Below are 22,223 nucleotides of genomic sequence, written 5' to 3' on the forward strand. Positions count from 1 at the left end.
TACAAAACGAAAAATTACATAAATTTGTCTAACATAATAAAAATTAAAAGAAATGAAAAAGATAATTGCTCTAGCCTTGCTAGTTACTTTGGGAGTTACTGCTTCGAATGCGCAAGAGACTTCAAAAAAATTAAAAGCTAAAAACACGAAAATTGCTAGCGCTAAAGTAAATGGCGCTGGGATGGTTTTTGTTACAGAAACTATTGATTACGGGACGATTGCCGCTAATTCTGACGGAAGAAGAGAATTTGTATTTACTAATAACGGAAACAAGCCGTTAATTATTACAAACGCTCAAGGTTCTTGCGGATGTACAGTACCAACATACCCAAAACAACCTATCGCTCCAGGTGCAAAAGGTGTTATTGGTGTAAAATATGATACTTCAAGAGCGGGACAACCGTTTACAAAAACAGTTACTTTGACTACAAATGCAGTAACTCCAAGTAAAACATTAACTATCAAAGGAAACGTTTTACCTCTTGAGGCAGCGAAAAGCTAAGAAATACCAAACATACTAGAAAAGCTTCCATAACCATCTGGAAGCTTTTTTTTTGATAAAATACAAAATATGAGAAAGCTAGAAAATAGCGAGTTAGACCGAAAATCGATTGCTGATTTCAAACAATCAGAAAAAACACCACTCATTGTAGTTCTTGATGATGTAAGAAGCCTACACAATATTGGCTCTGTTTTTCGTACTTCGGATGCGTTTTTGATCGAAAAAATTTATCTCTGTGGTATTACAGCCACACCTCCTAACAAAGAAATTCATAAAACAGCTCTTGGCGCTACCGAAACAGTAGCTTGGGAGCATTGTGAAAGCGTTCTTGACGTAATCACTAAACTGAAAGATGACAATATTACAACACTTGCAATTGAGCAAGTAGAAAGTGCAATTTTATTGCAAAATTTTAAAATAGAACCTCAAAAACGCTATGCAATTGTGTTTGGAAATGAAGTTCACGGAGTTTCACAAGAAGCAGTGGCACTATGCGATGGCTCAATAGAAATTCCGCAATTGGGCACCAAACATTCGTTGAACATTGCGGTGAGTGCCGGAATTGTGATTTGGGATTTATTTCAAAAACTACATTGGCCAGTTAACCAAACGGCTCTATAAAGTAAATTACGTCACATGAAATTAAATACTTTCTTAAAAATAGCGGTAGTTTTCCTCGTATTTGGTCCACTGATAGCAAACGCAGCGATTACTGTTTCCATTTTTAAAAGAGAAAGTGACTCAATTTCTAAAAAAACAAAAACAACTCTTACCGTTAACTCCCCTCGAATAGCAGCAAGTGGGAATCAAATATTTTGCCCAGGAAGTCCCTTAAATGTAGTTACTGATATTACCATTACTGGCGCCGATGCAACTGACATAAGAACAGAAGCAGTTTACATACAAATTACTGGTGGTTACGCTAACGGACAAGATCTACTTACACTAACTAACATCGGTATGCACCCCACTATAATTGCTACGTGGAGTTCCGCTGAAGGTAAGCTACAACTGTCAAGCCCAATAAGTGGTGCAAAAGTATTGTATCAAGATTTTGTACGCGCTGTAAAGGATGTTGTCTTTAGTAGCTCAAGCCTGAATCCAGCGGGAACAACCCGCACTTTTTCTATAACTTTAGGACAAGCCAACTACTTACCGCGAAATGGACATTATTACCGATTTATTTCAGCAATAAATATTCCTTGGCAGGATGCAAAAACAGCAGCAGAAAATAGCACTTATTTTGGATTACGAGGCTATTTGGCCACATTAACAGCTTCAGATGAAGCACAAATATCTGGAGAGCAAGCCCAAGGAACAGGATGGATTGGAGGTAGTGATGCTGAAACCGAAGGTGTTTGGAAATGGGTAACTGGTCCTGAAAACGGAACTATATTTTGGAATGGACTCGCCAATGGATCGGCACCCGCTAATCAATTTTCCTTCTGGAACAGGGATGAACCAAACAATTCAGGTAACGAAGATTTTGCACATATCACAGCGTCTGGTGTTGGAATTCCAGGTTCATGGAATGATTTATCTAACACCGGAGATACTAGCGGAGATTATCAACCCAAAGGATATATTGTTGAATATGGTGGTATGCCAGGCGATCCCGTACTTGAAATTGCAACAAGCACCACCATGACTATTGCTAAAATCACCACCACTACACCTGATAGCCGTTGTGGCTCTGGAACACTAAGCCTTCAAGCAACCGCCACTACAAGTACAATTGACTGGTTCGACACACCAACTGGCGGGAATATACTTTTTAGTGGTCCTTCCTTTACTACCGAGTTTTTAACAAATTCTAAAACCTATTATGTTTCAGCAGGCTGTCCAACAAATCGTATAGCTGTAATTGCTACCGTACAACAAATTCCTAGTATTACAAGTACTAATTCACCCGTTACGCGCTGTGGCGCTGGCAGCGTAACTCTACAAGCAACAACAAATTCAGGAATCATCAACTGGTACGAAAGCGCTACTTCAACTCAAATTATTGCCACAGGAACTAGTGTAACATTTGCCAACGTAACACAAAATACTACTTACTACGCACAAGCTTTTAACAACAGCTGTACTGACGGCGTTAGAACAGCTGTTACCATTGAAATCAATACACCTACATCAGTTATTGATGAAGATTTAATTCTGTGCCAAAACGATAACCTAACTCTTGATGCAGGCATCACCAATTCCAGTTATGAGTGGTCAACCGGTGCACAAACTCAAACTATTCAAGTTTCCTCGGGCGGCACATATACTGTAAAAGTAACCAATAGCCAAGGATGCAGCGCCGTTAAAAAAATTAATGTTGTAGAATATTTAGCGCCTACAATAGATCGAATTGATGTAAACGAAAATAGAGTTGTAATTTATCCCGAAACGGAACAGAATTATTACGAATACTCTGTAGATGGTATTACTTACCAAAATTCGAATGTATTTTTTAATGTTCCAAGTAGTTTACAAACTGCTTTTATACGAGAAAAAAATGGTTGCGGAATTGATTCAAAACCTTTCGTAGTGGTTATTGCTCCTAAATTCTTCACCCCTAATAACGATTCTTACAATGATATTTGGGAAATCAAAGGTCTAGGCAACTATCCAAAAGCAAAAGTCTCTATTTTTGATCGTTACGGAAAATTAATTTTAGTTCTCAACCAATCCAAAACATTTTGGGATGGCACTTTTAATAAAATTCCTCTGCCGGCTGATGATTATTGGTTTGTTCTTAAGCTAGACGCTACATCGCCAGAAAAAAGAGGGCACTTTTCACTTAAAAGATAAGAGCCAAGAAAGGAGTTAAAAATTTTGGGAGAGCATTTTTTTCTTGATTTCCTCCAAAATGTAAAGATAGTCTTCTTGATTTTTTACAAAATCACGATCAGAAACATCGATGATTAGTACGTTTAAATTGGTTTGCGACTTGATATAATCCAAATAACCGCTGTTGATTTTATCTAAATAATCAGCTGGAATTTTTTGCTCGTAACTGCGTCCCCTTTTTTTGATGTTTTGCAACAAACGTTCTGAATTTTGATATAAGTACACATACAAATCAGGTCTAGGCATTTCTTTGTAAATTATATCAAAAAGATTGCGATACAAGCGGTATTCGTCTTCTGCTAAAGTGATTTTTGCAAAAATCAAGGATTTAAAAATATGATAATCGGCTACTAAAAAATCTTTGAACAAATCGAATTGTGCCAAGTCGTCGGATAATTGTTGGTATCTATCAGCAAGGAATGACATTTCCAGCGGAAAGGCGTACCGATTTTGATCTTTATAAAATTTAGGTAAAAATGGGTTGTCAGCAAAACGCTCTAAAACGGTTTTCGCGTTGAAGTCCTCTGCGATTTTGGTTGCCAGCGTGGTTTTACCGGCTCCAATATTTCCTTCGAAAGCAACATAATTGTAGCGTTCAAGCGGGATACTTTGCAAAGGTTGTGTCATATTTTGCACAACAGTACAAGCATTGACATCGGTTGACATCGATACCATTTGGGTTATTGTCTTGCCCAAAACGGGATGCTCCCAATCTAAATTTAAATCTTGTAAAGGCAACAGTACAAAATTACGATCTTGCATTAATGGGTGCGGCACTTGTAATTTTTCAGACTGAATTACTTCGTTATCAAAAGCAATAATATCGATATCAATAGTTCGGGCAGCATAGCCAGCTGTACCATTACGAGACCTACCCAATTGTTTTTCAATTTTCAGAACTTGGGTCAAAACTTTGTGTGCGCTGTTATACGTATGTATCACGACAGCGCAATTATAAAAATCATCGCTTTCAAAACCCCACGCAGGTGATTGATACAATCTAGAAACACGCAAAATAGTGCCCACTTGTTGATGAATCAATTGAAGACTCTGCTCAATCGAAGCCAAGCGATCGCCTTGATTGCTGCCTATAGATAGAATAACTTGATGCTGTGATTTCATAATTGATGCAAATTAACTAAAAGAATTTTAGAATTAGGAATATATTTGCGCCCACTTTTACTTGCTTAATTTTTGAAATCCTATACAACTGTACTGTAACATTTCAAGAATTTTGCGACTTATACAAAAAATAAATTATATGAGATTTTTAGGAAATGTACTGGCAACTGTCATTGGGATATTTGTCTTTTTTATGTTATTCTTTTTTGGAATCGTTTTAATAGGAACCATTTTTGGTGGTGAATCTGATGGAGTTGTGGTAGATAATAATTCAGTTATTGAATTGAATCTGGAAAACGTTCAAAATGATTATGCTGGTAAATACAACGATCCTTGGGTTACTGCTTTTTCAGAAAATGAAAAAATAGGTGTAATTGACATCATTAATTCTATCGAGGCTGCAAAAACGGATGATGATATCAAAGGTATTTCTATTTTAAATAACAACTCGTTTTTAGGAATGGCTCAGACTAAAGCTTTACGAGATGCCTTAGAAAGCTTTAAACAGTCAGGTAAATTTGTAATGGCCTACGGCAATACCTACTCACAGAAAGAATACTACTTGAACTCGGTTGCTAATACCGTTTATTTGAATCCAGTGGGCGAAATGGATTTTAAAGGATTGTCTTCAGAGATTATGTTTTTTAAAGATTTTCAAGAAAAATCAGGTTTAAAAATGGAGGTTATTCGTCATGGTAAATACAAAAGTGCGGTTGAACCTTTCCTAGAAAACCAAATGAGCGAAGCCAATAGAGAGCAAACTACTGCATTATTGACCTCTGTTTGGAATTCAATGATAAAAGACATCGCAAAAAGCAGAAATTTAAGTGTGGCAAAATTGAATGAAATTGCTACCGGTCTTTTAGGTCGTACGCCAGAAATGGCAAAGGCTCAAAAACTAATTGACGTAATTGCTTACGAAGATGTTTACCATGATGCCATTAAAAAAGCATTAAAAGTCGATAAAGACGAGGATTACAACAGTGTTTCGATACTTGATTATGCTCAAAAAACAGCAACAACTGCAAGTGTAAATAGCGCTAAAAACGAAATTGCCATCATTTATGCGCAAGGCGAAATTATGGGCGGCGAAGGAGATGTAACTGTAATTGGAGAAGGTTCCATGCGCAGGTCTTTACAAGAAGCTAGAACTAATAAAGACGTGAAAGCAATTGTTTTGCGTATTGACAGTCCCGGTGGAAGCGCCTTAACTTCTGATTTGATTTGGAGAGAAATTGAGTTGACTAAAAAAGTCAAACCAATAGTAGTATCTATGGGTAATTTTGCGGCATCAGGCGGCTACTACATCGCTTGTAATGCAAATACTATTTTTGCCGAAGAAAGTACAATTACAGGATCAATTGGCGTATTTGGGGTGTTACCTAACTTTACAACTCTAGCTACCAAAATTGGTATTAATACAGAACAAGTAAAAACCCACTCGAACGCTGCTGATTACAGTCCGTTTGTACCATTGGATGAAAATTTCAAAGCCGTAACGCTTGAAGGTGTTGAACATATATACAAAACTTTTGTAACTCGAGTAGCTCAGGGCCGAAAAATGTCGTTTGCACAAGTAGACAGCATTGCACAAGGACGCGTTTGGACTGGAGCTGAAGCACTAAAAATTGGTCTTGTAGATAAGATTGGTGGTTTGGATGATGCTATTGCAAAAGCGGCATCGTTAGCAAAAGTAAAAGAGTACCGAACTCAAAACTATCCAGAATACGACAAAAATTTCGATGATTTACTAGCAGGATTCCCTTTTGCACAATCAAAAGAGCGTTTTATTAAAGAGGAAATAGGAGAAGAAAACTATCGCATGTTGAACGAAATTAAAAAACTTCAAGCCAGACAAGGCGTGCAAGCCATGCTTCCATTTGCAATCAAAATGAATTAAATTAAAAAGATTGAAAATACTTTTAAACCCGCTATTGTCATTACTTTAGCGGGTTTTTCTTTAAATCATATAAGCTTTTATGAAAACATTAGAAAGATAGAAAGTCAAAATCCAGTATTTTTGTACAATAAAGTAGTTGGTAAGCAATTCAAAATAAGCAACATCACATGGTAAAGAAAATTTTAAAAATAGTAGGTATAGTCCTTTTGTTGCTAATAGCAACATTATTTGCAGCACCCTTTTTATTTAAAGATCAAATAAAAGCAAAAATTACTGATGCCATTAATGCAAAAGTTGACGCGACGGTATCCTTTGCCGATGCCGATTTAAGTTTATTCAAAAACTTTCCAAATGCTAATGTAACGCTTGAAAAACTAGTTATCATCAATAAAGCACCCTTCGCAGGAGACACTTTGGTTTCACTGGGAGAAGTCAACCTTAAAATGTCAATTAAAGAACTTTTTAAAGATAAAAAAGAAGCTATTGCTATTGATGGAGTTACCTCAAAAGACGGACTGATCAACATTATTTTTAACAAAGATGGTGTTGGAAACTTTGATATTGCGCTTAAAGATGCTAAAAAAGAAGAGGCCTCAACAAGTAATCCGCTGGCCTTAAAAATTCAAGAATACAAAATTGAGAATTTTCAGTTTCGCTATTTTGACGAAAGTTCAAAAATTAAAATGGTTATTGACAGCTTGAATCATGAAGGTACAGGTGATTTTGCATCTGAAAAACTAGACTTAACAACCAAAACTACAGCTAAGGTGAGCTTGAATCTGGATAAATTGAATTACATGAATCAAGTAGCATTAACACTTGATGCCGTATTAGGAATCGATTTAAAAAACAGCAAATACAGCTTTAAAGAAAACAAGGCATTAATCAATCAACTTCCGTTAGAATTTGATGGCTTCATACAAATTGCTGATGCAGGACAAGAATACTACTTGAAATTTAAAACACCAACTTCGTCATTTAAAAACTTTTTGGGTGTGATACCAGCGGCCTATGCAGCTAGTTTAGACAATGTACAAACCACAGGTGATTTTACCATTGTTGGTTTTGCAAAAGGATTATACTCTGATACCAGCGTGCCCAAATTCAATATTGCCATTGCCTCCCATAATGCTTCTTTCAAATACCCGAACTTGCCTAAAACGGTTGAAAAAATTGTTATTGATACTAAAATTATCAATGAAACCGGAATTCTTAATGACACTTATGTCAACTTAGATAAACTCTCGTTTCAAATTGATCAAGATGTATTTAATGCCAAAGCAAACATCAAAAACATCACCCAAAACGCAATAGTTGATGCCGCATTGAAAGGAACTATCAATTTAGCAAATCTATCTAAGGCCTACCCTATCAAGCTTGACAAACCATTATCTGGAATTTTAAAAGCCGATGTTACCACAAAATTTGACATGCAAAGTGTTGAAAAAAGTGAATATGAAAAGATAAATAATGCGGGTATCATGAGCTTGTCTGGCTTTAAATATGCTGATGAAAATGGTAAAACCATGAACATTAGTACGGCGGTAGTACAATTCAATCCAAGTCAAGTAAATTTGAAACAATTGAATGCCACAACTGGAAAAAGTGATATTAGCGTAAGTGGAATTCTGGAAAACTTTTATGGTTTTATTTTTAGAAATCAGGAGTTAAAAGGAAACTTTTTCATGTCGTCAAATCAATTGGCGGTAGACGATTTTATGACGACTGAAGAACCTGCAAAAGATAACACTCCTGGAAAAAAAGCCGAGGCTATGAAAATCCCTGCTTTTTTAAATTGTACGCTTAGCGCAAAAGCCAATACGGTATTGTATGACAACCTAAAGCTAAAAAATGTAGCAGGAAAGTTAATTGTGAGAGATCAAAAGGTAACACTCGAAAATGTGAAAACCTCTATTTTTGGTGGAACAATTGGAGTGAACGGAGCGGTCTCTACAAAAGGAAAAGTACCTGTATTTAATATGGATTTAAAATTAAACCAAGTCGATATTGCGCAGTCATTTACACAATTGGAAATGCTGAAGAAAATTGCTCCAATTGCGGGAATTATTAACGGCCGTTTGAATTCGAATATTAAACTAAACGGAAATTTAGATGCCATCGAGTTTACGCCTGACTTAAAGACTTTGACCGGTGATTTATTAGGCCAACTGTTATCATCAACTGTCAATGATAAAAATTCGACTTTATTGAAAGCTATTGGGTCGAACATTAAGTTTGTAGATGTAAGCAAAATTAATTTGAATGACATCAAAGCAGCAATCACCTTTAAAGATGGTAAAGTAAATATCAAACCATTTGACATTAAGTACAAAGACATCAAAGCTACAATTGGCGGAACACACGGTTTTGATCAAAGCATGAGTTACAACCTAAAATTTGATGTTCCGGCTAAATATTTGGGTAACGAAGCGAATGCCTTGCTAGCAAAATTAACTCCTGCGGAAGCTGCTAAAATAGAAAACCTGCCTATCAATGCAATTTTGGGTGGTAATTTTAGCAATCCAAAAATAACAACAGATATCAAAACGGCTGTGACACAATTAACAAACCAGTTGGTGAAACAACAAAAAGACCGTTTGGTAAAAAAAGGAACCTCAGCAATAACGGATTATATCAATAAAAATAAAAAACCTGGAGATACCACAAAAACAGCTGTGCCTACCAAACCAGCCACAAAAGAAGAAGTAAAAGCCAAAGCTGCTGATTTATTGAATGGTTTGTTTAAAAAGAAAAAGAAGCCAGCCGATACCACAAAGGTAAACTAGGTAGGAATACAATAAAAAAAGAGGAATTTCAATGGGTTTGAAATTCCTCTTTTTTTTATGAAATATAGTGGCGTTTTGTCATTGAAAGCTAAAACGGGTATTTTATGATATGTTGCGTAAAGGATGGCAGCGGCATCCTTTTATGCAGCGCAGCGAAATAAAAGATACAGCGAACAGCCTGACCTTTTTTTAAAATTTTTTCTATTTTAAAAAAGGGTACGCCCAACTGTTTTACACGGTGATGGATACCACATAGCCTTCGGAGCCGCGAACATTAAAAACGGTGCCGTCATCAAAGAGTAAATATTGCCCTTTTACGCCTGTTAACTTGCCTTCGAACTGAGGTGTTTTATCAAGATTCAAGCTATTTACCTTCGCGGGATATTGCAAAACAGGGTAGTTCATTTCATACAGATCGTTGTTTTGATTGTAAAAATACTCCTTAACTTCGGTTGGAATTAAGTGTTCCAATTTTAAGCGTTCTGCCACCAAATCGACTGGCTCAATCGTGTTGGTTAACATTTTGCGCCAATTGGTTTTGTCTGCATAATGTTTTTTTAAAGCGACCTCGGTGATTCCGGCAAGATAGCGATTGGGAACCTCAACGATTGAAATGGCTTGGTTGGCGCCTTGATCAATCCATCGGGTTGGGACTTGCGTTTTGCGTGTTACTCCTACTTTGACCTCGCTCGACAAAGCCAAGTAGACAATGTGCGGCTGCAATTGTACTTTTTGCTCGTAGACCAAATCACGATCAGCGATACCAAGATGCGCGGTGCTGAGTTCGGGTTTCATGATCCAATCGCCCACGGCTGGACTCGAATAAAAGCAGTCGTAACAGAAACCTTGACGAAAAATCTTTTTCTTTTTGTTGCAATTGAGACATTGGTAGCCTACAAATTGTATCGAAAAATTTTTGTTTAAAAATTGATTGACGTTTAAAAAACTATTTTCAAAAACGATATAGTATTGAATGGGAGCTCCCATTTCGGTTTGCATTTTGGCCAGTACACCTTCGTATGTCATTATTCGTAAAGTTTGTTGTTTAAATTTTTAGGTTAAACAAATTTTGTTATTTTTGGTAAAGTTGTAAAGTTAGTATTTGTGTACCGATATTCAAATTGGAAACTATAAAACTGCGCCTGACTTTTAGAAATTGTAAATAAAAAAAATGCCTTTAACAATCATTAATTCGTTTGCCTCTTGGGTTTTAAAGCAAAGGATTCATCAGATAGAATTATTCCTAAAATACCCGAACGAGGTTCAGGAGGAATTGCTTATGAACTTGATACAAGCCTCGAAAAATACGGTTTTGGGCAAGGAATACGATTTTGCATCTATAAAATCGTATGCTACTTTTACATCGCGCGTACCTATTTCTACTTACGAAGAATTGCAACCGCTTATTGAACGAACGCGTCAAGGAGAGCAAAATGTTTTTTGGGAAACTCCTATAAAATGGTTTGCCAAATCAAGTGGTACAACCAATGCCAAGAGTAAATTTATTCCCGTAAGCAATGAAGCCTTAGAAGATTGTCATTACAAAGGCAGTAAGGATTTGCTGTGTTTGTATTTGAATAATAATGAGGATTCGGAGTTGTTTATAGGCAAGAGTTTGCGCTTAGGTGGAAGTTCTCAAATTTACGAAGACAAGAATACTTTTTTTGGTGATTTGTCGGCTATATTAATAGAAAACATGCCTATTTGGGCGGAGTTTAGTAGCACGCCATGCAACAAAACATCATTAATGAGCGAATGGGAAACCAAGATTGCAGCTATTATCAACGAAACTAAAAACGAAAATGTGACCAGTTTTGCAGGTGTTCCTTCTTGGATGCTGGTATTAATGAATAAAATGCTAGAGGAAACCGGCAAAGGCAATTTACTGGAGCTTTGGCCTAATTTAGAGGTCTATTTTCATGGCGGTGTTAATTTTGAACCTTACCGTGAGCAATACCAAAAAATACTTCCTAAAAAGGATTTTAAATACTACGAAATATACAATGCTTCTGAAGGTTTTTTTGCCATTCAAGACTTAAATTATTCTAGTGATTTGTTGTTGATGTTGGACTACGGAATTTTTTATGAGTTCATTCCGATGGATACTTTTGGTACGCCGAATCAAAAAATTATTCGACTGGCAGATGTTGAATTGTTTAAAAACTACGCCATTGTAATTACTACTAACTCTGGTTTGTGGCGCTACATGATAGGTGATACGGTGCGCTTTACCTCCTTAAATCCCTATAGAATTCGAGTTACAGGCAGAACCAAACATCATATCAATGTTTTTGGTGAAGAATTAATGGTTGAAAACACGGATCAAGCGATTGCACAAGCTTGTAAAATTACCCACACCGAAGTGGTGGATTATACCGTGGCCCCCATTTTTATGGAAGGCAAAGAAAAAGGTGCTCACGAATGGATGATTGAGTTCAAAAATCCACCTGCTGACGTAGCTCAATTTCAGAAAATTTTAGATGAGTCTATACAAGCGCTCAACTCTGACTACGAGGCCAAACGCTACAATAACATGACTTTAAACCCATTGGTAATTAATGTAGCCCGTAAAAATTTATTTTATGATTGGCTCAAAGACAATAGCAAACTAGGCGGGCAACACAAAATACCAAGATTATCTAATCAAAGGGATTATTTGGAGCAGCTCAAAAACTTGTAAAAAGATTATTTTCTTAAGAAAATTGTCCTCCTACTCCATCATATCAATGTGCCTGTCGTGATAACCTAATAGGTACAAAACACCGTCAAGACCTAAACTAGAAATAGAACTTTCGGCTTTTTCCTTTACGGTTGGTTTGGCATGAAAAGCGATGCCTAAACCTGCTAAATTCAACATCGGTAAATCATTGGCACCATCACCCACTGCAATAGTCTGATTGATGTGAATGCCTTCTTTATCTGCAATAGCTTGCAGGTATTCGGCTTTCTTTTTACCATCAACAATTTCGCCCAAATAATTACCCGTTAATTTTCCGTCTATGATTTCAAGCTCATTGGCGTGTACGTAATCAATGCCCAATTCTTTCTGTAAATACTTCCCAAAAAAGGTAAAACCTCCTGATAGAATAGCCGTTTTGTAACCATAATATTTCAAGGCTTTCATCAAGCGATGCGCACCTTTGGTTATGGGTAAATTTTCGGCCACAGTTTGTAACACGTCTTCACTCAAACCTTCAAGCAAAGCCATGCGTTGTTTGAAGCTTTCGCTAAAATCAATTTCGCCGTTCATGGCTGATTCGGTTATGGCACGCACTTGCTCGCCTACTCCAGCAAGCTCTGCTAATTCATCAATTACTTCTGTTTGTATGAGCGTCGAATCCATATCAAAGCACACCAGGCGGCGGTTTCGTCGGTACATATTGTCTTCTTGAAATGAAATATCTACATCTAAAGTTCGAGAAATTTCCATAAAACTAGCCGTCATAAACGACTTGTCAACTATTGTTCCCGTTACCGAAAGCTGAATACAAGCACGAGGAAATTCTTCTTTTTCGATTATAGATACTCTTCCTGTAAGGCGTTTGATCGCATCAATATTCAAGTTTTGATTGGATAAAATACGAGTCACAGCAGCGATTTGCACCGCAGTCAGGCTTTCGCCCAAAACATTAATTGTGTAGCGCTGCTTGCGTTGTCCTTTGACCCAAATTTCATAATCTTCGATAGAAATGGGAATGAACTTCACCTTCACACCCAATTCATACGCTTTGAACAATAAATCTTTTAAAACAGGTCCCGATGTAGAGCCAGCTTTGATTTCGAACAGAATTCCCAGTGAAAGTGTATCATGAATATCGGCTTGACCTATATCTAAAATAATAGCGTCATAATTTGCTAAAATAGAAGTTAAACCAGCGGTTACTCCAGGTTTATCTTGACCTGAAACTTTTAATAAAATGACTTCTTTATCTGCTACTTGCATGCGATTGGCTTTAAAATACCAAACAAAAATCGACAATTGAAAGGGGATAAAAAAAAATAAAATTCCTTTTTGCTCACAAAAACAAATCCGACAATTTAAGCACAAAAAAACCTGCTCAAACGAATGAACAGGTTGCTGTTTTTACGAAAATCGCAATTTATATCGTAAACCAAAAAATGTAATCTAGGTTTTTCTACCGTATGAGGTGATCAACTTCCAGGCTATGAATTGTAAAAAAATTAAATACTTGCCGCTTCAACATACTTTTTAAAATTATCTAAAATAGCCTGCCAGCCTTGTTCTTGTAGTTCTTCTGAGTTCTCTGTTTCGGGATTAAAACTTTCAGTCACTTTGGTACCTGTTTCATTTTGCTCAAAAGTAATTTTTACTTTTCTACCATCTAATATTTCGTATTCTATTAGCGAAAAATCTATAATAGCAGTATAGACTCCTTCAAAATCAAAGCGCATGGTACCGTCTTTAGAAGCCATTGTATATCTGAATTTCCCGCCCACTTTCAAGTCATTTTCTGCAAAAGGAGTATGCCAATCATCAGAAGCATTGTTCCATTTCATGATGTGTTGTGGTGTTGTCCATTTTTCCCATACTTGTTCTATGGAAGCGTTTATAGTATTTTGTACTGTTATCATTTGAAGTTGCTTTTATCAATTAGAATTATAAAAATACAAAATAATTAAAATCGATTCTCATTTTTAAAATTAACAAAAAAAACCTGCTCAAATGAATGAACAGGTTTTTATATTTTACTGAGAAATTGATTTATTATGAAGCAATCTCCAAACGTTTCAACAGATTTTTACTCAAAGCTTCCTCTGCATATTCTTGATTGATCTCGAGTACTTTATCATCTGAACTTGGTAATTCATACATAGCATCAGTTAGAATAGCTTCGCATAAGGAACGCAAACCACGAGCACCTAATTTGTATTCTAAGGCTTTATCAACAATAAAATCTAAGGCTTCGTTGGTAATGGTAAAAGTTACATCATCCATTAAGAACAACTTTTCATATTGCTTGATCAAGGCATTTTTAGGTTCTGTCAAAATAGAACGCAAAGTTGCTCTATCTAAAGGATCCATGTGTGTAAGTACCGGCAAACGACCAATGATTTCTGGAATTAATCCAAAATCTTTGATGTCTTTTGGAATAATGTATTGCAATAAATTGTCCTTGTCAATGGCATCTGCTGTTTTTGAAGTAGAATATCCTACAGCCTGACGGTTCAATCGTTTCGAAATAATTCTTTCGATACCATCAAAAGCACCACCGGCAATAAACAGAATATTTTGTGTGTTTACCTCAACAAATTTTTGGTCTGGGTGCTTGCGTCCGCCCTTTGGTGGCACATTCACAACGGTTCCTTCTAATAATTTCAGTAACGCTTGTTGTACTCCTTCGCCAGATACATCACGTGTAATAGATGGGTTGTCGCTTTTACGTGCAATTTTATCTATTTCATCAATAAATACGATTCCACGTTCCGCTTTCGCCACATCATAATCAGCAGCTTGTAGTAAACGCGTTAAAATACTCTCTACATCTTCACCTACATATCCTGCTTCGGTTAACACAGTAGCATCAACAATAGCCAAAGGAACATCTAACATTTTCGCGATGGTTTTAGCCACCAATGTTTTTCCGGTTCCAGTTTGCCCTACCATGATGATGTTGCTTTTTTCAATTTCAACCTCATCGTCTTGCTGCTGTTGCATCAATCGTTTGTAGTGGTTGTAAACGGCTACCGACATTACTTTTTTGGTTTGGTCTTGACCAATTACATATTGATCTAAGAACGCTCTTATTTCTTTCGGCTTTTGCAAAACCAAATCGCTTGCTAGCGCGCTGCTACCTGAAGTTCTTAATTCCTCCAAAACGATACCATGCGCTTGCTCAATACATTTGTCGCAAATATGCGCTTCAATACCTGCAATTAATAATTTAGTTTCTGGCTTTTTTCTTCCACAAAACGAACATTCTAATTTTTCTTTCGCCATATTTTTTGTTTCAAGTTTAAAGTTCCAAGTTTAAAGTTTCCATAATAACTTTAAACTTGAAACCTGAAACTATTTTTTTATCCTCTTCTCAACACTTCGTCGATCATTCCGTATTCTTTTGCCTCATCTGCTTTCATCCAGTAATCGCGTTCGCTATCAGCGTGTACTTTTTCGAATGATTGTCCAGAGTGGTGCGAGATAATATTGTATAACTCTTCTTTTAGTTTTAACATTTCTCTTAAATTGATTTCCATATCAGTAGCAACACCTTGTGCTCCACCTGATGGTTGATGAATCATAACACGCGAATGTGGCAATGCTGAACGTTTTCCTTCGGCACCAGCGCACAATAATACTGCACCCATAGATGCTGCCATACCTGTACAAATTGTAGCTACATCAGGCTTAATGTACTGCATGGTATCATAAATTCCTAAACCAGCATAAACGCTACCTCCAGGAGAATTCAAGTAAATTTGAATGTCTTTTGAAGCATCGGCGCTTTCTAGGAATAACAACTGTGCTTGTACAATATTTGCAATTTGATCATCAATTCCAGTTCCCAAAAAGATAATTCTGTCCATCATCAATCTAGAAAAAACATCTAATTGTGAAATGTTTAATTGACGCTCTTCAATAATATAAGGTGTCATATTTGTTGGGTTCATTGCTGCAACGATTTTATCGTAATACATGGCATTTACCCCTTGGTGCTTTGTAGCAAATTTTTTAAATTCTTTACCGTAATTCATTTGTATAGGTTTAAAAGTTTGTAAGTCTAATGTTTGAATTGTAAACAACGCAAAGGTTGTACCTCTTTCGAATTGGTGCCAATATGTCTTGTTTTTAGCCCAGATTGAAGTGGAAAGCTTTTTGAATTCCGTTTTTTAGTTTTTTTATTCATGCAAAGCGACCAAAGGAAGCTCTTGCAGGAATTTAAAAAAACCGAAACGGAAGAAAAAACTTAGAACGTAAAGCTGGATTGGCTCCTGAAAAAATAAGCTATTCATTTCAAACAAAAGAGCGCCAAAAAAAATTTTCTGACGCTCAAATATAACTATTTTTTATTGTTTTGCATTTGTAATAAAATCTTAAAATTTGAAACAAAAAACGAAATTGTTTTCCGATTTTTCAACTTTTGACTTTATGACATTTGACTTTACGACTAGGATTTATTCTCCGTATGAAGCAGCAATAAACTCTTCGTAAGTAACCTCTTTAGTAGTTGGGTTTGCTTTTTCTTTGAATAATTCTAATAATTTTTCAGCAACAACTTGGTCTGAAAGTCTTTTTACCTCGTCTTGGTTTGATAAAACACGAGCTACAATACCTTGCACTTCTTCGTCAGTTGGATTTGTTTGTCCGAACTGAGCCATTTGCAAACGAATGTTTTTAGTAGTAAACGTTTTCAAGTCTTCAAAAGTAATTTTGATGTCAGATTGTGCCATAGCTCTACCTTCGATCAATTGAAAACGCAATCCTTTTTCAGAACGTGCATATTCAACTTCAGCTTCTTCTGGAGTTAATTTTTTCTCACCAACAGTTTGCAACCATCTTTTTAGGAATTCAGCTGGCAAATCGAATTTTGTGTTTTCAATTAACCATTCTGTAACATCGCCTAATAATTTTTGATCTGCTTGTTGCGCGAATTGGCTTTCAGCATCTTCTTTGATTTTAGTTTTCAACTCATCAAGAGTAGAAATTACACCCGCACCAAATAATTTATCAAAAAGCTCTTGGTTCAATTCAGCCAATTCAGCTGTGTTGATCGCCTCAATAGTGAATTGAACATCAACTGCTAAACCGTGAACGTCATCATGAGCCACTTTCATTACATCCATCAATTGGTGATCATCTTCAAATAAACCGCTAGTGTTTACTGTTACAACATCACCTACTTTTTTACCAATAAACAATTCAAATGTAGCTGCATCTTTAAAAAGATCTGCTGCAATTGTAGTACTATTATTGATTCCTTTTTCTTCATTTACAAAAGTACCAGTAACATCGCTGTTAGCCGCTACAACTTCTTGTGGAATAGCAGTACCAAATTGTTTTTGAATTCTAGCTACTTGACCATCAATTAATTTATCGTCAGCAGTAACTACATATTTTACGATTTCGTTTTTAGCCTCTAAGTCTAAAGTGAAATTTGGCACTAAACCAATTTCGTACTCAAAAGTTAATTCTTCAGCATCCCAATCAAAGTTTTCATTAGCGATTGGTAGTGGAGTTCCAAGAAGGTTCAATCTTTCAGACTGCACAAAACGCTCTAGCGCCAAGTCAACTACTTTTTGTACTTCTTCTTGTTTGATTTTTTTTCCGTATTGTTTTTCGACAAGATCTTTAGGAACTTGCCCTTTTCTAAATCCTTTTACAGTAGCCAAAGGCATTTTCTCGTTGATTCTTTTTGCTACTTGACCTTTGTAATCCATGTGTACAACTGTCATTACAATTTTCTCATTTACTGCGTCTATTGCTACTCTTTTGATATCCATCTTGTTCTTTACTTTACATTAGAAATTCGGTTGGCAAAATTATAAAATTTTTACACGCTAACCAAGTTTTTCACAACCAACCTTTAGCCCTGAAATTCACTATCTTTTCACTTATACAACTCATGATAATTCGACTCATTTGGGCGTGCCGCACCGCCGTTTCTCTATGGTGCGTCAGGCTGTTCGTTCCCGCTTTTGGGGTTTTGCCCTGCGGGACAAAACCCCAAAGAGCTCAACTGCCATCCTTCACGCGGCAAAATTCCCGAACACGACTTTACTAAAATCAAGAAAAATTATTCGCACACTTTTCCAAAATACCAGAAAATTCAATTTAACACAATAAAAAAAGCCTCAAGAATTACTTCTTGAGGCTTTAACTAATTGCGTACAGTTGCAAAATAATACAGATAATCTTTCTTAATACTTGCGTTTTTGTAGCCCGTAGCGGAATCGAACCGCTCTTACATGGATGAAAACCATGCGTCCTAACCGATAGACGAACGGGCCTTGTTTTGTATTGCGGGTGCAAAATTAGAACTTTTTTTGAATGTTGCAACACCATTTTAAAAAAAAATCTACTTTTTTTTCACCCAAAAAATACAATTCGCTGTAAATAAGCTAGCTAATGTATTTCTTTTAGCAAAAAATAAATTTGATTTTGCACTACCTTAAAGAAGCTGGCTATTCAATCAAACCAGCTTCTTGTAGTAGCATTACTAATTTATTACTGTACAACACCAATTCTTCGGCCACAATTCAACATCTCTGCACCAAAATACGGATTGACCACATCCTTTGTTTCACTTATCCAATAGCCGCTTTTACCATTCTCGTACATTGGGCAATAATCTTGATATAAAACCTGCGAGGTTCCGTAAGCTTTAATAAAATCGAATATGTTTTTGCTTAGTTTTGCAAAATATTCTCGCTGCTCCTTTAAGCCTCCTGAAGAACCTCCTACATAACTAGCGTTTTCTCTCATTTCTTTTACCAACTTAGCGTATTCAGCCGCTGCTTTTTTATCAGTAGAGCTCGACTTTGCTTTGTCTAAATTAGCCTTCATACTTTTTGCTAGTGCCGCTGCATTTCCAGAATCGTCTTTTGTTAGTGCATTTTTCACTTTTAAATAATCAGCCACTATTTGATCCGTCGGGAAAGCTTGTTGTTTTTCACCGCGAGTCTTAATTTTTCGTAACGAAACTTCATCTTCCAACGTGTCTTCAGTAATGACGGTGCTATCTGAGGCAGCCTTCACTTCTACTTTCTCCGTCAGTTCCATGCCACATTCCGGACACTCGGCACCGTTCTCGCCTTTTACATTCGGGTGCATCGGACACGCGTATAATTCCGCACTTTTTTCTGATTTAGATTCCTTAGTTTCTGTTGCCGAATTGTTTTTAGGATTACAGGAAACAGTAACTATTGCCCCTAGTAAGACTGCTATAATTGTGTTTTTCATTTATTTTTATGTTTGATTTTATTAGCCCGTTGGATGCAATTAGTTTTTAATTATGATTTTTCGTCAGTTCGAGTTTTTTTCGATAGAAAAAAGTATCGAGAACAAGAAAAATTTCATTAAAAACGGTTCTCGATACTTTTTTTGTTCCGTTTTACTACACAAAAAACACACGAACTGACGTTTTTAATAATTTCAACCAGCGGATATTATTATTCTAATTAACTACTTTACCTGTTTACTTGGTGGTGTTAAAAAAAGTATACTCTAATTTCAACAACACACTATTGGTTGCCATTCGGCTCATGTCACTATAAAGTTGATGACGGTACGCCAAATCTATTCGGGCCTGACTATTCACAATAAATTGAATTGACGGCACAACATCCAGATAAGATTTACCATTCTCATTTAGGCGCTGACCTAAAAACTCAACCATTGCATTAATATTAGTCTGCTCAAAACTAGTATATTTTTTAGGATGCAACAATTGACCAATTGATAAGGAATAATTCAAACCACTGTTAGATTGCAAAGCAGGAAAAACAAAGTCGCCATTATTCAAGGCGCGCTCATAACTTACTGTAGCACTTATTGCTGTTTTGTTTAGCAATTGCGTTGCGACCAAACCTGTTTCGTAACCCGAGTTCATTCCCATAGTTTCAATTTCTTCTTGAAAAATTGGTGCGCTATTAGTGCTCAATCTCCCGTATGCCGCCAAACGAAAATGACTATGCAAATCGTCACTCGAAAAAAAGCGGTATTTGGCATACACGCTTCCGCCTTGTAACTTGAATTGCTCCTGAGTGGTATTCAAAAAAGCTGTAGCATGAACCATCCAGTTTTTATTAACTCCCCACATGACCTCAGGCATGGCATGAAAATCAGTCTCTCCTTGCTTATTCCAAGTTAGCATTGAGGCTTGACGCACACCAATTGCTCCTGTTGGCATGTTGCTGGCCGGCTCTGTCATTACAAATAATTCTTGTGCATTGATTTGTATCGTGAAAAAGGCCAGCACCAATAAAATAGAATACTTCATTTACATTTACTTTACCAAGTACGTATTCTCTTGTGCTAAAACATCAGCGTACTTGGCGAGCATTTTTGCCGACTTTTTGAATTCTTTTTTAGTTACAAAACCTTCGTTAAGCACCTGCATTTGAATAGGTCCTGTAGCTTTTTTACCTTTTTCTACAAACACGTAGGTTCCTGATTTACTTTGTACTTTTTCATTTTCTTGTGTATTTACCGCACCCAAATCAACAGTTAATACTAACGAACCAATAAAAAAACCAGTTTTCTCAATACTGTTTTTCAACGCTTTTGGCGTTAAAGTATTATTTGCTTTTAATTGTACCGTAAACGTATTGGTATTCAAATCAGTCGATACACTTTCTACTTCAGGCATTGATTTCAATTGCTTGTTGATAGCATTAGAACACATCGAACACGTTAATCCTGTTGCTATAATCTCCGCTTTTGAAATTTGCGCGTTACCTTGAACCACAGCTAAAACAAATAGCATAGCGGTTAAAACGATTTTTATTTTACTATTTTTCATCACTTTTATTTTTTTAATTGAGCTGAAATTTCATCCAAACTCGGGTTTATTGCTACTAACTTTCCGTTTTTATCAAACAAGAAAGCACTTGGTAATTGCTCTACGCCAAAAAGCGCCGCAACCTTTGCCTCAAAACCATTTGGATCAATCAATTGTACATTTGACAACTTGTCTTTTGTGATTGCGGCCAACCATTTGTCTTTTTTAGTATCAATCGAAATTCCGATCATCTCAAAATTCTTTGATTTATTGGCGTTGTAAAAAGGCCCTAATTTTTTGTTAGCAATTCTACATGGCGCACACCATGATGCCCAAAAATCAACCAAAATCACCTTACCTTTGAAAGACGCACCCGAAACATTTACTCCCTTTTGATTCAAAAGTTGAAAACTCGGCATTGCATCTCCTATTTTTAATTGCGCATTCGCTGTTGTCATACCTAGTATTACAAACAACATTATCACTAATTTTTTCATAATTCTTTTCTTTTAAATTTCAATTTATTGAATAATCCCAATAACCTTACCACAACTTTAGTTTTTAAATTAAAAGTTGTTTTTTTAGTTTTCAAACTCCTTTTTCACAGCTGGAGCAGTATCTAAACTTGTTTCACGATCGTACTGGCAACAGCCATGTAAATTATTGTACACCTCATCTGCAGCTTTAAAACGAGCACTATCATAACCAGCAGCCGCTACTCGTTTCAAAATTTCATCTTGTGATGTTACTTTGCTGTCATAAGTTAGCGTTGCCATTTTAGTGTCTTTATCCCACACTACGGTTGCAATTTTTTTAACAGAACCCGCTTTTTCGATATTGCTTTTACACATACCGCAATTTCCGTTGATTTTTACCTTCTCGGTAACTGAATTTTTAATTTGCGCACTAGCACCTACTACAGATAACAATAAAGTTATTGCCATCAATATTCTTTGAATTGATTTCATTGTTTTGATTTTAAATAATTGAAAATTTAGAATAGGGAAATAACAAGATAAGGCGACAGCCAAATAGTTATAAATCCGTCCATTCTTTTTTGAAAATACTCGAACCCTTTTAAGGATATACGAAGAAAACACACTTTTGGCTGTTGCCAAAAGAATTTAGCTTATTTTGGGTGGAAGCCAAATAGCACTAAAATCATTTGAAATAAACACTTTAGTGTAAAAATGAGGAGTTTGTTTTGTTGAAAAACCAAATACTATCGACTTAAAATCAAAATCAATAGCGTTAGTCAGGCCTAGAACCAAACTTGAAGTACCACAAGATAAATCTTTACAGGCACCATTGCACTTTTTAGAAGAATCTTTTGACGCAGAGGATTGTTTTTTACAACACTTTTTGTCAGTTGACGATGTTGCTGATTTCTTTTTGCAACAGGACATTTCGACTTTTTGACTACAAGCCATAGCGTCACTCGGCATCATCAAGAAGCCAAAAACTAGGAAGAGCAAAATGTAAATTCTTTTTGTCATGTTACAAATTCAACAGTACAAAAGTATTAAAAAGACACGTGCGAACAAGTTATTAACTGCTAAATAGCTGTTAAAAATGCAGTTAAAAAAAATCTCGATACCTACACTGTTTTAAAACAGCCACGC

At 36.2% G+C, this 22,223-nt stretch carries 18 protein-coding genes and 1 tRNA gene; 6 read left to right on the forward strand and 13 right to left on the reverse strand.

What is annotated here, in order from left to right:
- Window positions 1–52: 52 nt before the first annotated feature.
- The 3 genes from ACXX8U_RS10805 (at window position 53) to ACXX8U_RS10815 (ending at window position 3,298) form a co-directional block, all read left to right on the forward strand.
- Window positions 53–502 (forward strand): DUF1573 domain-containing protein, encoded by a 450-nt coding sequence (locus ACXX8U_RS10805; RefSeq protein WP_458565850.1) that lies wholly within the window; start codon window positions 53–55, stop codon window positions 500–502.
- A gap of 69 nt (window positions 503–571) precedes the next feature.
- Window positions 572–1,123 (forward strand): RNA methyltransferase, encoded by a 552-nt coding sequence (locus ACXX8U_RS10810; RefSeq protein ID WP_458565851.1) that lies wholly within the window; start codon window positions 572–574, stop codon window positions 1,121–1,123.
- 15 nt (window positions 1,124–1,138) lie between these two features.
- Window positions 1,139–3,298, forward strand: coding sequence for a T9SS type B sorting domain-containing protein (locus tag ACXX8U_RS10815; RefSeq protein ID WP_458565852.1), 2,160 nt, complete (start codon window positions 1,139–1,141; stop codon window positions 3,296–3,298).
- 15 nt (window positions 3,299–3,313) lie between these two features.
- On the opposite strand, the gene folK is transcribed toward ACXX8U_RS10815, so the two are convergent.
- The gene (gene folK / locus ACXX8U_RS10820) at window positions 3,314–4,459 is read right to left on the reverse strand and encodes a 2-amino-4-hydroxy-6-hydroxymethyldihydropteridine diphosphokinase (protein ID WP_458565853.1); all 1,146 of its coding nucleotides are present in this window, start codon (window positions 4,457–4,459) and stop codon (window positions 3,314–3,316) included.
- 139 nt (window positions 4,460–4,598) lie between these two features.
- On the opposite strand from folK, the gene sppA reads away from it, so the two are divergent.
- Both sppA and ACXX8U_RS10830 read left to right on the forward strand, forming a co-directional pair.
- A complete protein-coding gene (gene sppA / locus ACXX8U_RS10825; RefSeq protein WP_458565854.1) occupies window positions 4,599–6,359 on the forward strand; it encodes a signal peptide peptidase SppA in 1,761 nt (586 codons plus the stop codon).
- 167 nt (window positions 6,360–6,526) lie between these two features.
- Window positions 6,527–9,145 (forward strand): AsmA family protein, encoded by a 2,619-nt coding sequence (locus tag ACXX8U_RS10830; protein ID WP_458565855.1) that lies wholly within the window; start codon window positions 6,527–6,529, stop codon window positions 9,143–9,145.
- A gap of 231 nt (window positions 9,146–9,376) precedes the next feature.
- On the opposite strand, the gene ACXX8U_RS10835 is transcribed toward ACXX8U_RS10830, so the two are convergent.
- The gene (locus ACXX8U_RS10835) at window positions 9,377–10,171 is read right to left on the reverse strand and encodes a DUF2797 domain-containing protein (protein ID WP_458565856.1); all 795 of its coding nucleotides are present in this window, start codon (window positions 10,169–10,171) and stop codon (window positions 9,377–9,379) included.
- 145 nt (window positions 10,172–10,316) lie between these two features.
- On the opposite strand from ACXX8U_RS10835, the gene ACXX8U_RS10840 reads away from it, so the two are divergent.
- Entirely contained in the window at window positions 10,317–11,825 is a 1,509-nt protein-coding gene (locus ACXX8U_RS10840; RefSeq protein ID WP_458565857.1) for a GH3 auxin-responsive promoter family protein, read from the forward strand.
- A 30-nt stretch (window positions 11,826–11,855) separates the two neighbouring features.
- Here ACXX8U_RS10840 and serB read toward each other — a convergent pair whose 3' ends face one another.
- The 11 genes from serB to ACXX8U_RS10895 all read right to left on the reverse strand — a co-directional run bounded on the left by serB (window position 11,856) and on the right by ACXX8U_RS10895 (window position 21,569).
- Entirely contained in the window at window positions 11,856–13,088 is a 1,233-nt protein-coding gene (gene serB / locus ACXX8U_RS10845; protein ID WP_458565858.1) for a phosphoserine phosphatase SerB, read from the reverse strand.
- Window positions 13,089–13,327: 239 nt separating this feature from the next.
- Window positions 13,328–13,738 (reverse strand): SRPBCC family protein, encoded by a 411-nt coding sequence (locus ACXX8U_RS10850; protein WP_458565859.1) that lies wholly within the window; start codon window positions 13,736–13,738, stop codon window positions 13,328–13,330.
- A gap of 133 nt (window positions 13,739–13,871) precedes the next feature.
- Window positions 13,872–15,104: an ATP-dependent Clp protease ATP-binding subunit ClpX gene (clpX, locus tag ACXX8U_RS10855; RefSeq protein WP_458565860.1), complete on the reverse strand. Its 1,233-nt coding sequence runs from the start codon at window positions 15,102–15,104 to the stop codon at window positions 13,872–13,874.
- Window positions 15,105–15,181: 77 nt separating this feature from the next.
- The gene (gene clpP / locus ACXX8U_RS10860) at window positions 15,182–15,856 is read right to left on the reverse strand and encodes an ATP-dependent Clp endopeptidase proteolytic subunit ClpP (protein ID WP_166133171.1); all 675 of its coding nucleotides are present in this window, start codon (window positions 15,854–15,856) and stop codon (window positions 15,182–15,184) included.
- Window positions 15,857–16,276: 420 nt separating this feature from the next.
- Window positions 16,277–17,602: a trigger factor gene (locus tag ACXX8U_RS10865; RefSeq protein ID WP_458565861.1), complete on the reverse strand. Its 1,326-nt coding sequence runs from the start codon at window positions 17,600–17,602 to the stop codon at window positions 16,277–16,279.
- A gap of 435 nt (window positions 17,603–18,037) precedes the next feature.
- A tRNA-Glu gene (locus tag ACXX8U_RS10870) sits at window positions 18,038–18,109 on the reverse strand.
- Window positions 18,110–18,326: 217 nt separating this feature from the next.
- Window positions 18,327–19,061, reverse strand: coding sequence for a DUF3347 domain-containing protein (locus ACXX8U_RS10875; protein WP_458565862.1), 735 nt, complete (start codon window positions 19,059–19,061; stop codon window positions 18,327–18,329).
- 235 nt (window positions 19,062–19,296) lie between these two features.
- A complete protein-coding gene (locus ACXX8U_RS10880; protein ID WP_458565863.1) occupies window positions 19,297–20,100 on the reverse strand; it encodes a hypothetical protein in 804 nt (267 codons plus the stop codon).
- Between the two features lie 6 nt (window positions 20,101–20,106).
- Window positions 20,107–20,622 carry a heavy-metal-associated domain-containing protein gene (locus ACXX8U_RS10885; RefSeq protein WP_458565864.1) on the reverse strand — a complete coding sequence of 172 codons (516 nt, stop codon included), beginning with the start codon at window positions 20,620–20,622 and terminating at the stop codon, window positions 20,107–20,109.
- Between the two features lie 5 nt (window positions 20,623–20,627).
- A complete protein-coding gene (locus ACXX8U_RS10890) occupies window positions 20,628–21,098 on the reverse strand; it encodes a TlpA family protein disulfide reductase (RefSeq protein WP_458565865.1) in 471 nt (156 codons plus the stop codon).
- 84 nt (window positions 21,099–21,182) lie between these two features.
- Window positions 21,183–21,569, reverse strand: a complete 387-nt coding sequence (locus ACXX8U_RS10895) for a heavy-metal-associated domain-containing protein (protein WP_458565866.1) — start codon at window positions 21,567–21,569, stop codon at window positions 21,183–21,185.
- Window positions 21,570–22,223: the final 654 nt, after the last annotated feature.

Source organism: Flavobacterium sp. GNP001, from assembly GCF_054343775.1.

Bases quoted from the DNA above. Each gene is read 5' to 3' on its own strand.
- ACXX8U_RS10815 (WP_458565852.1), top strand. From the start codon at position 1,139: ATGAAATTAAATACTTTCTTAAAAATAGCGGTAGTTTTCCTCGTATTT.
- ACXX8U_RS10850 (WP_458565859.1), bottom strand. From the start codon at position 13,738: ATGATAACAGTACAAAATACTATAAACGCTTCCATAGAACAAGTATGG.
- ACXX8U_RS10895 (WP_458565866.1), bottom strand. From the start codon at position 21,569: ATGAAATCAATTCAAAGAATATTGATGGCAATAACTTTATTGTTATCT.
- ACXX8U_RS10830 (WP_458565855.1), top strand. From the start codon at position 6,527: ATGGTAAAGAAAATTTTAAAAATAGTAGGTATAGTCCTTTTGTTGCTA.
- ACXX8U_RS10865 (WP_458565861.1), bottom strand. From the start codon at position 17,602: ATGGATATCAAAAGAGTAGCAATAGACGCAGTAAATGAGAAAATTGTA.
- ACXX8U_RS10805 (WP_458565850.1), top strand. From the start codon at position 53: ATGAAAAAGATAATTGCTCTAGCCTTGCTAGTTACTTTGGGAGTTACT.
- sppA (WP_458565854.1), top strand. From the start codon at position 4,599: ATGAGATTTTTAGGAAATGTACTGGCAACTGTCATTGGGATATTTGTC.
- ACXX8U_RS10890 (WP_458565865.1), bottom strand. From the start codon at position 21,098: ATGAAAAAATTAGTGATAATGTTGTTTGTAATACTAGGTATGACAACA.
- ACXX8U_RS10885 (WP_458565864.1), bottom strand. From the start codon at position 20,622: ATGAAAAATAGTAAAATAAAAATCGTTTTAACCGCTATGCTATTTGTT.
- clpP (WP_166133171.1), bottom strand. From the start codon at position 15,856: ATGAATTACGGTAAAGAATTTAAAAAATTTGCTACAAAGCACCAAGGG.
- folK (WP_458565853.1), bottom strand. From the start codon at position 4,459: ATGAAATCACAGCATCAAGTTATTCTATCTATAGGCAGCAATCAAGGC.
- ACXX8U_RS10875 (WP_458565862.1), bottom strand. From the start codon at position 19,061: ATGAAAAACACAATTATAGCAGTCTTACTAGGGGCAATAGTTACTGTT.
- ACXX8U_RS10810 (WP_458565851.1), top strand. From the start codon at position 572: ATGAGAAAGCTAGAAAATAGCGAGTTAGACCGAAAATCGATTGCTGAT.
- clpX (WP_458565860.1), bottom strand. From the start codon at position 15,104: ATGGCGAAAGAAAAATTAGAATGTTCGTTTTGTGGAAGAAAAAAGCCA.
- serB (WP_458565858.1), bottom strand. From the start codon at position 13,088: ATGCAAGTAGCAGATAAAGAAGTCATTTTATTAAAAGTTTCAGGTCAA.
- ACXX8U_RS10880 (WP_458565863.1), bottom strand. From the start codon at position 20,100: ATGAAGTATTCTATTTTATTGGTGCTGGCCTTTTTCACGATACAAATC.
- ACXX8U_RS10835 (WP_458565856.1), bottom strand. From the start codon at position 10,171: ATGACATACGAAGGTGTACTGGCCAAAATGCAAACCGAAATGGGAGCT.
- ACXX8U_RS10840 (WP_458565857.1), top strand. From the start codon at position 10,317: ATGCCTTTAACAATCATTAATTCGTTTGCCTCTTGGGTTTTAAAGCAA.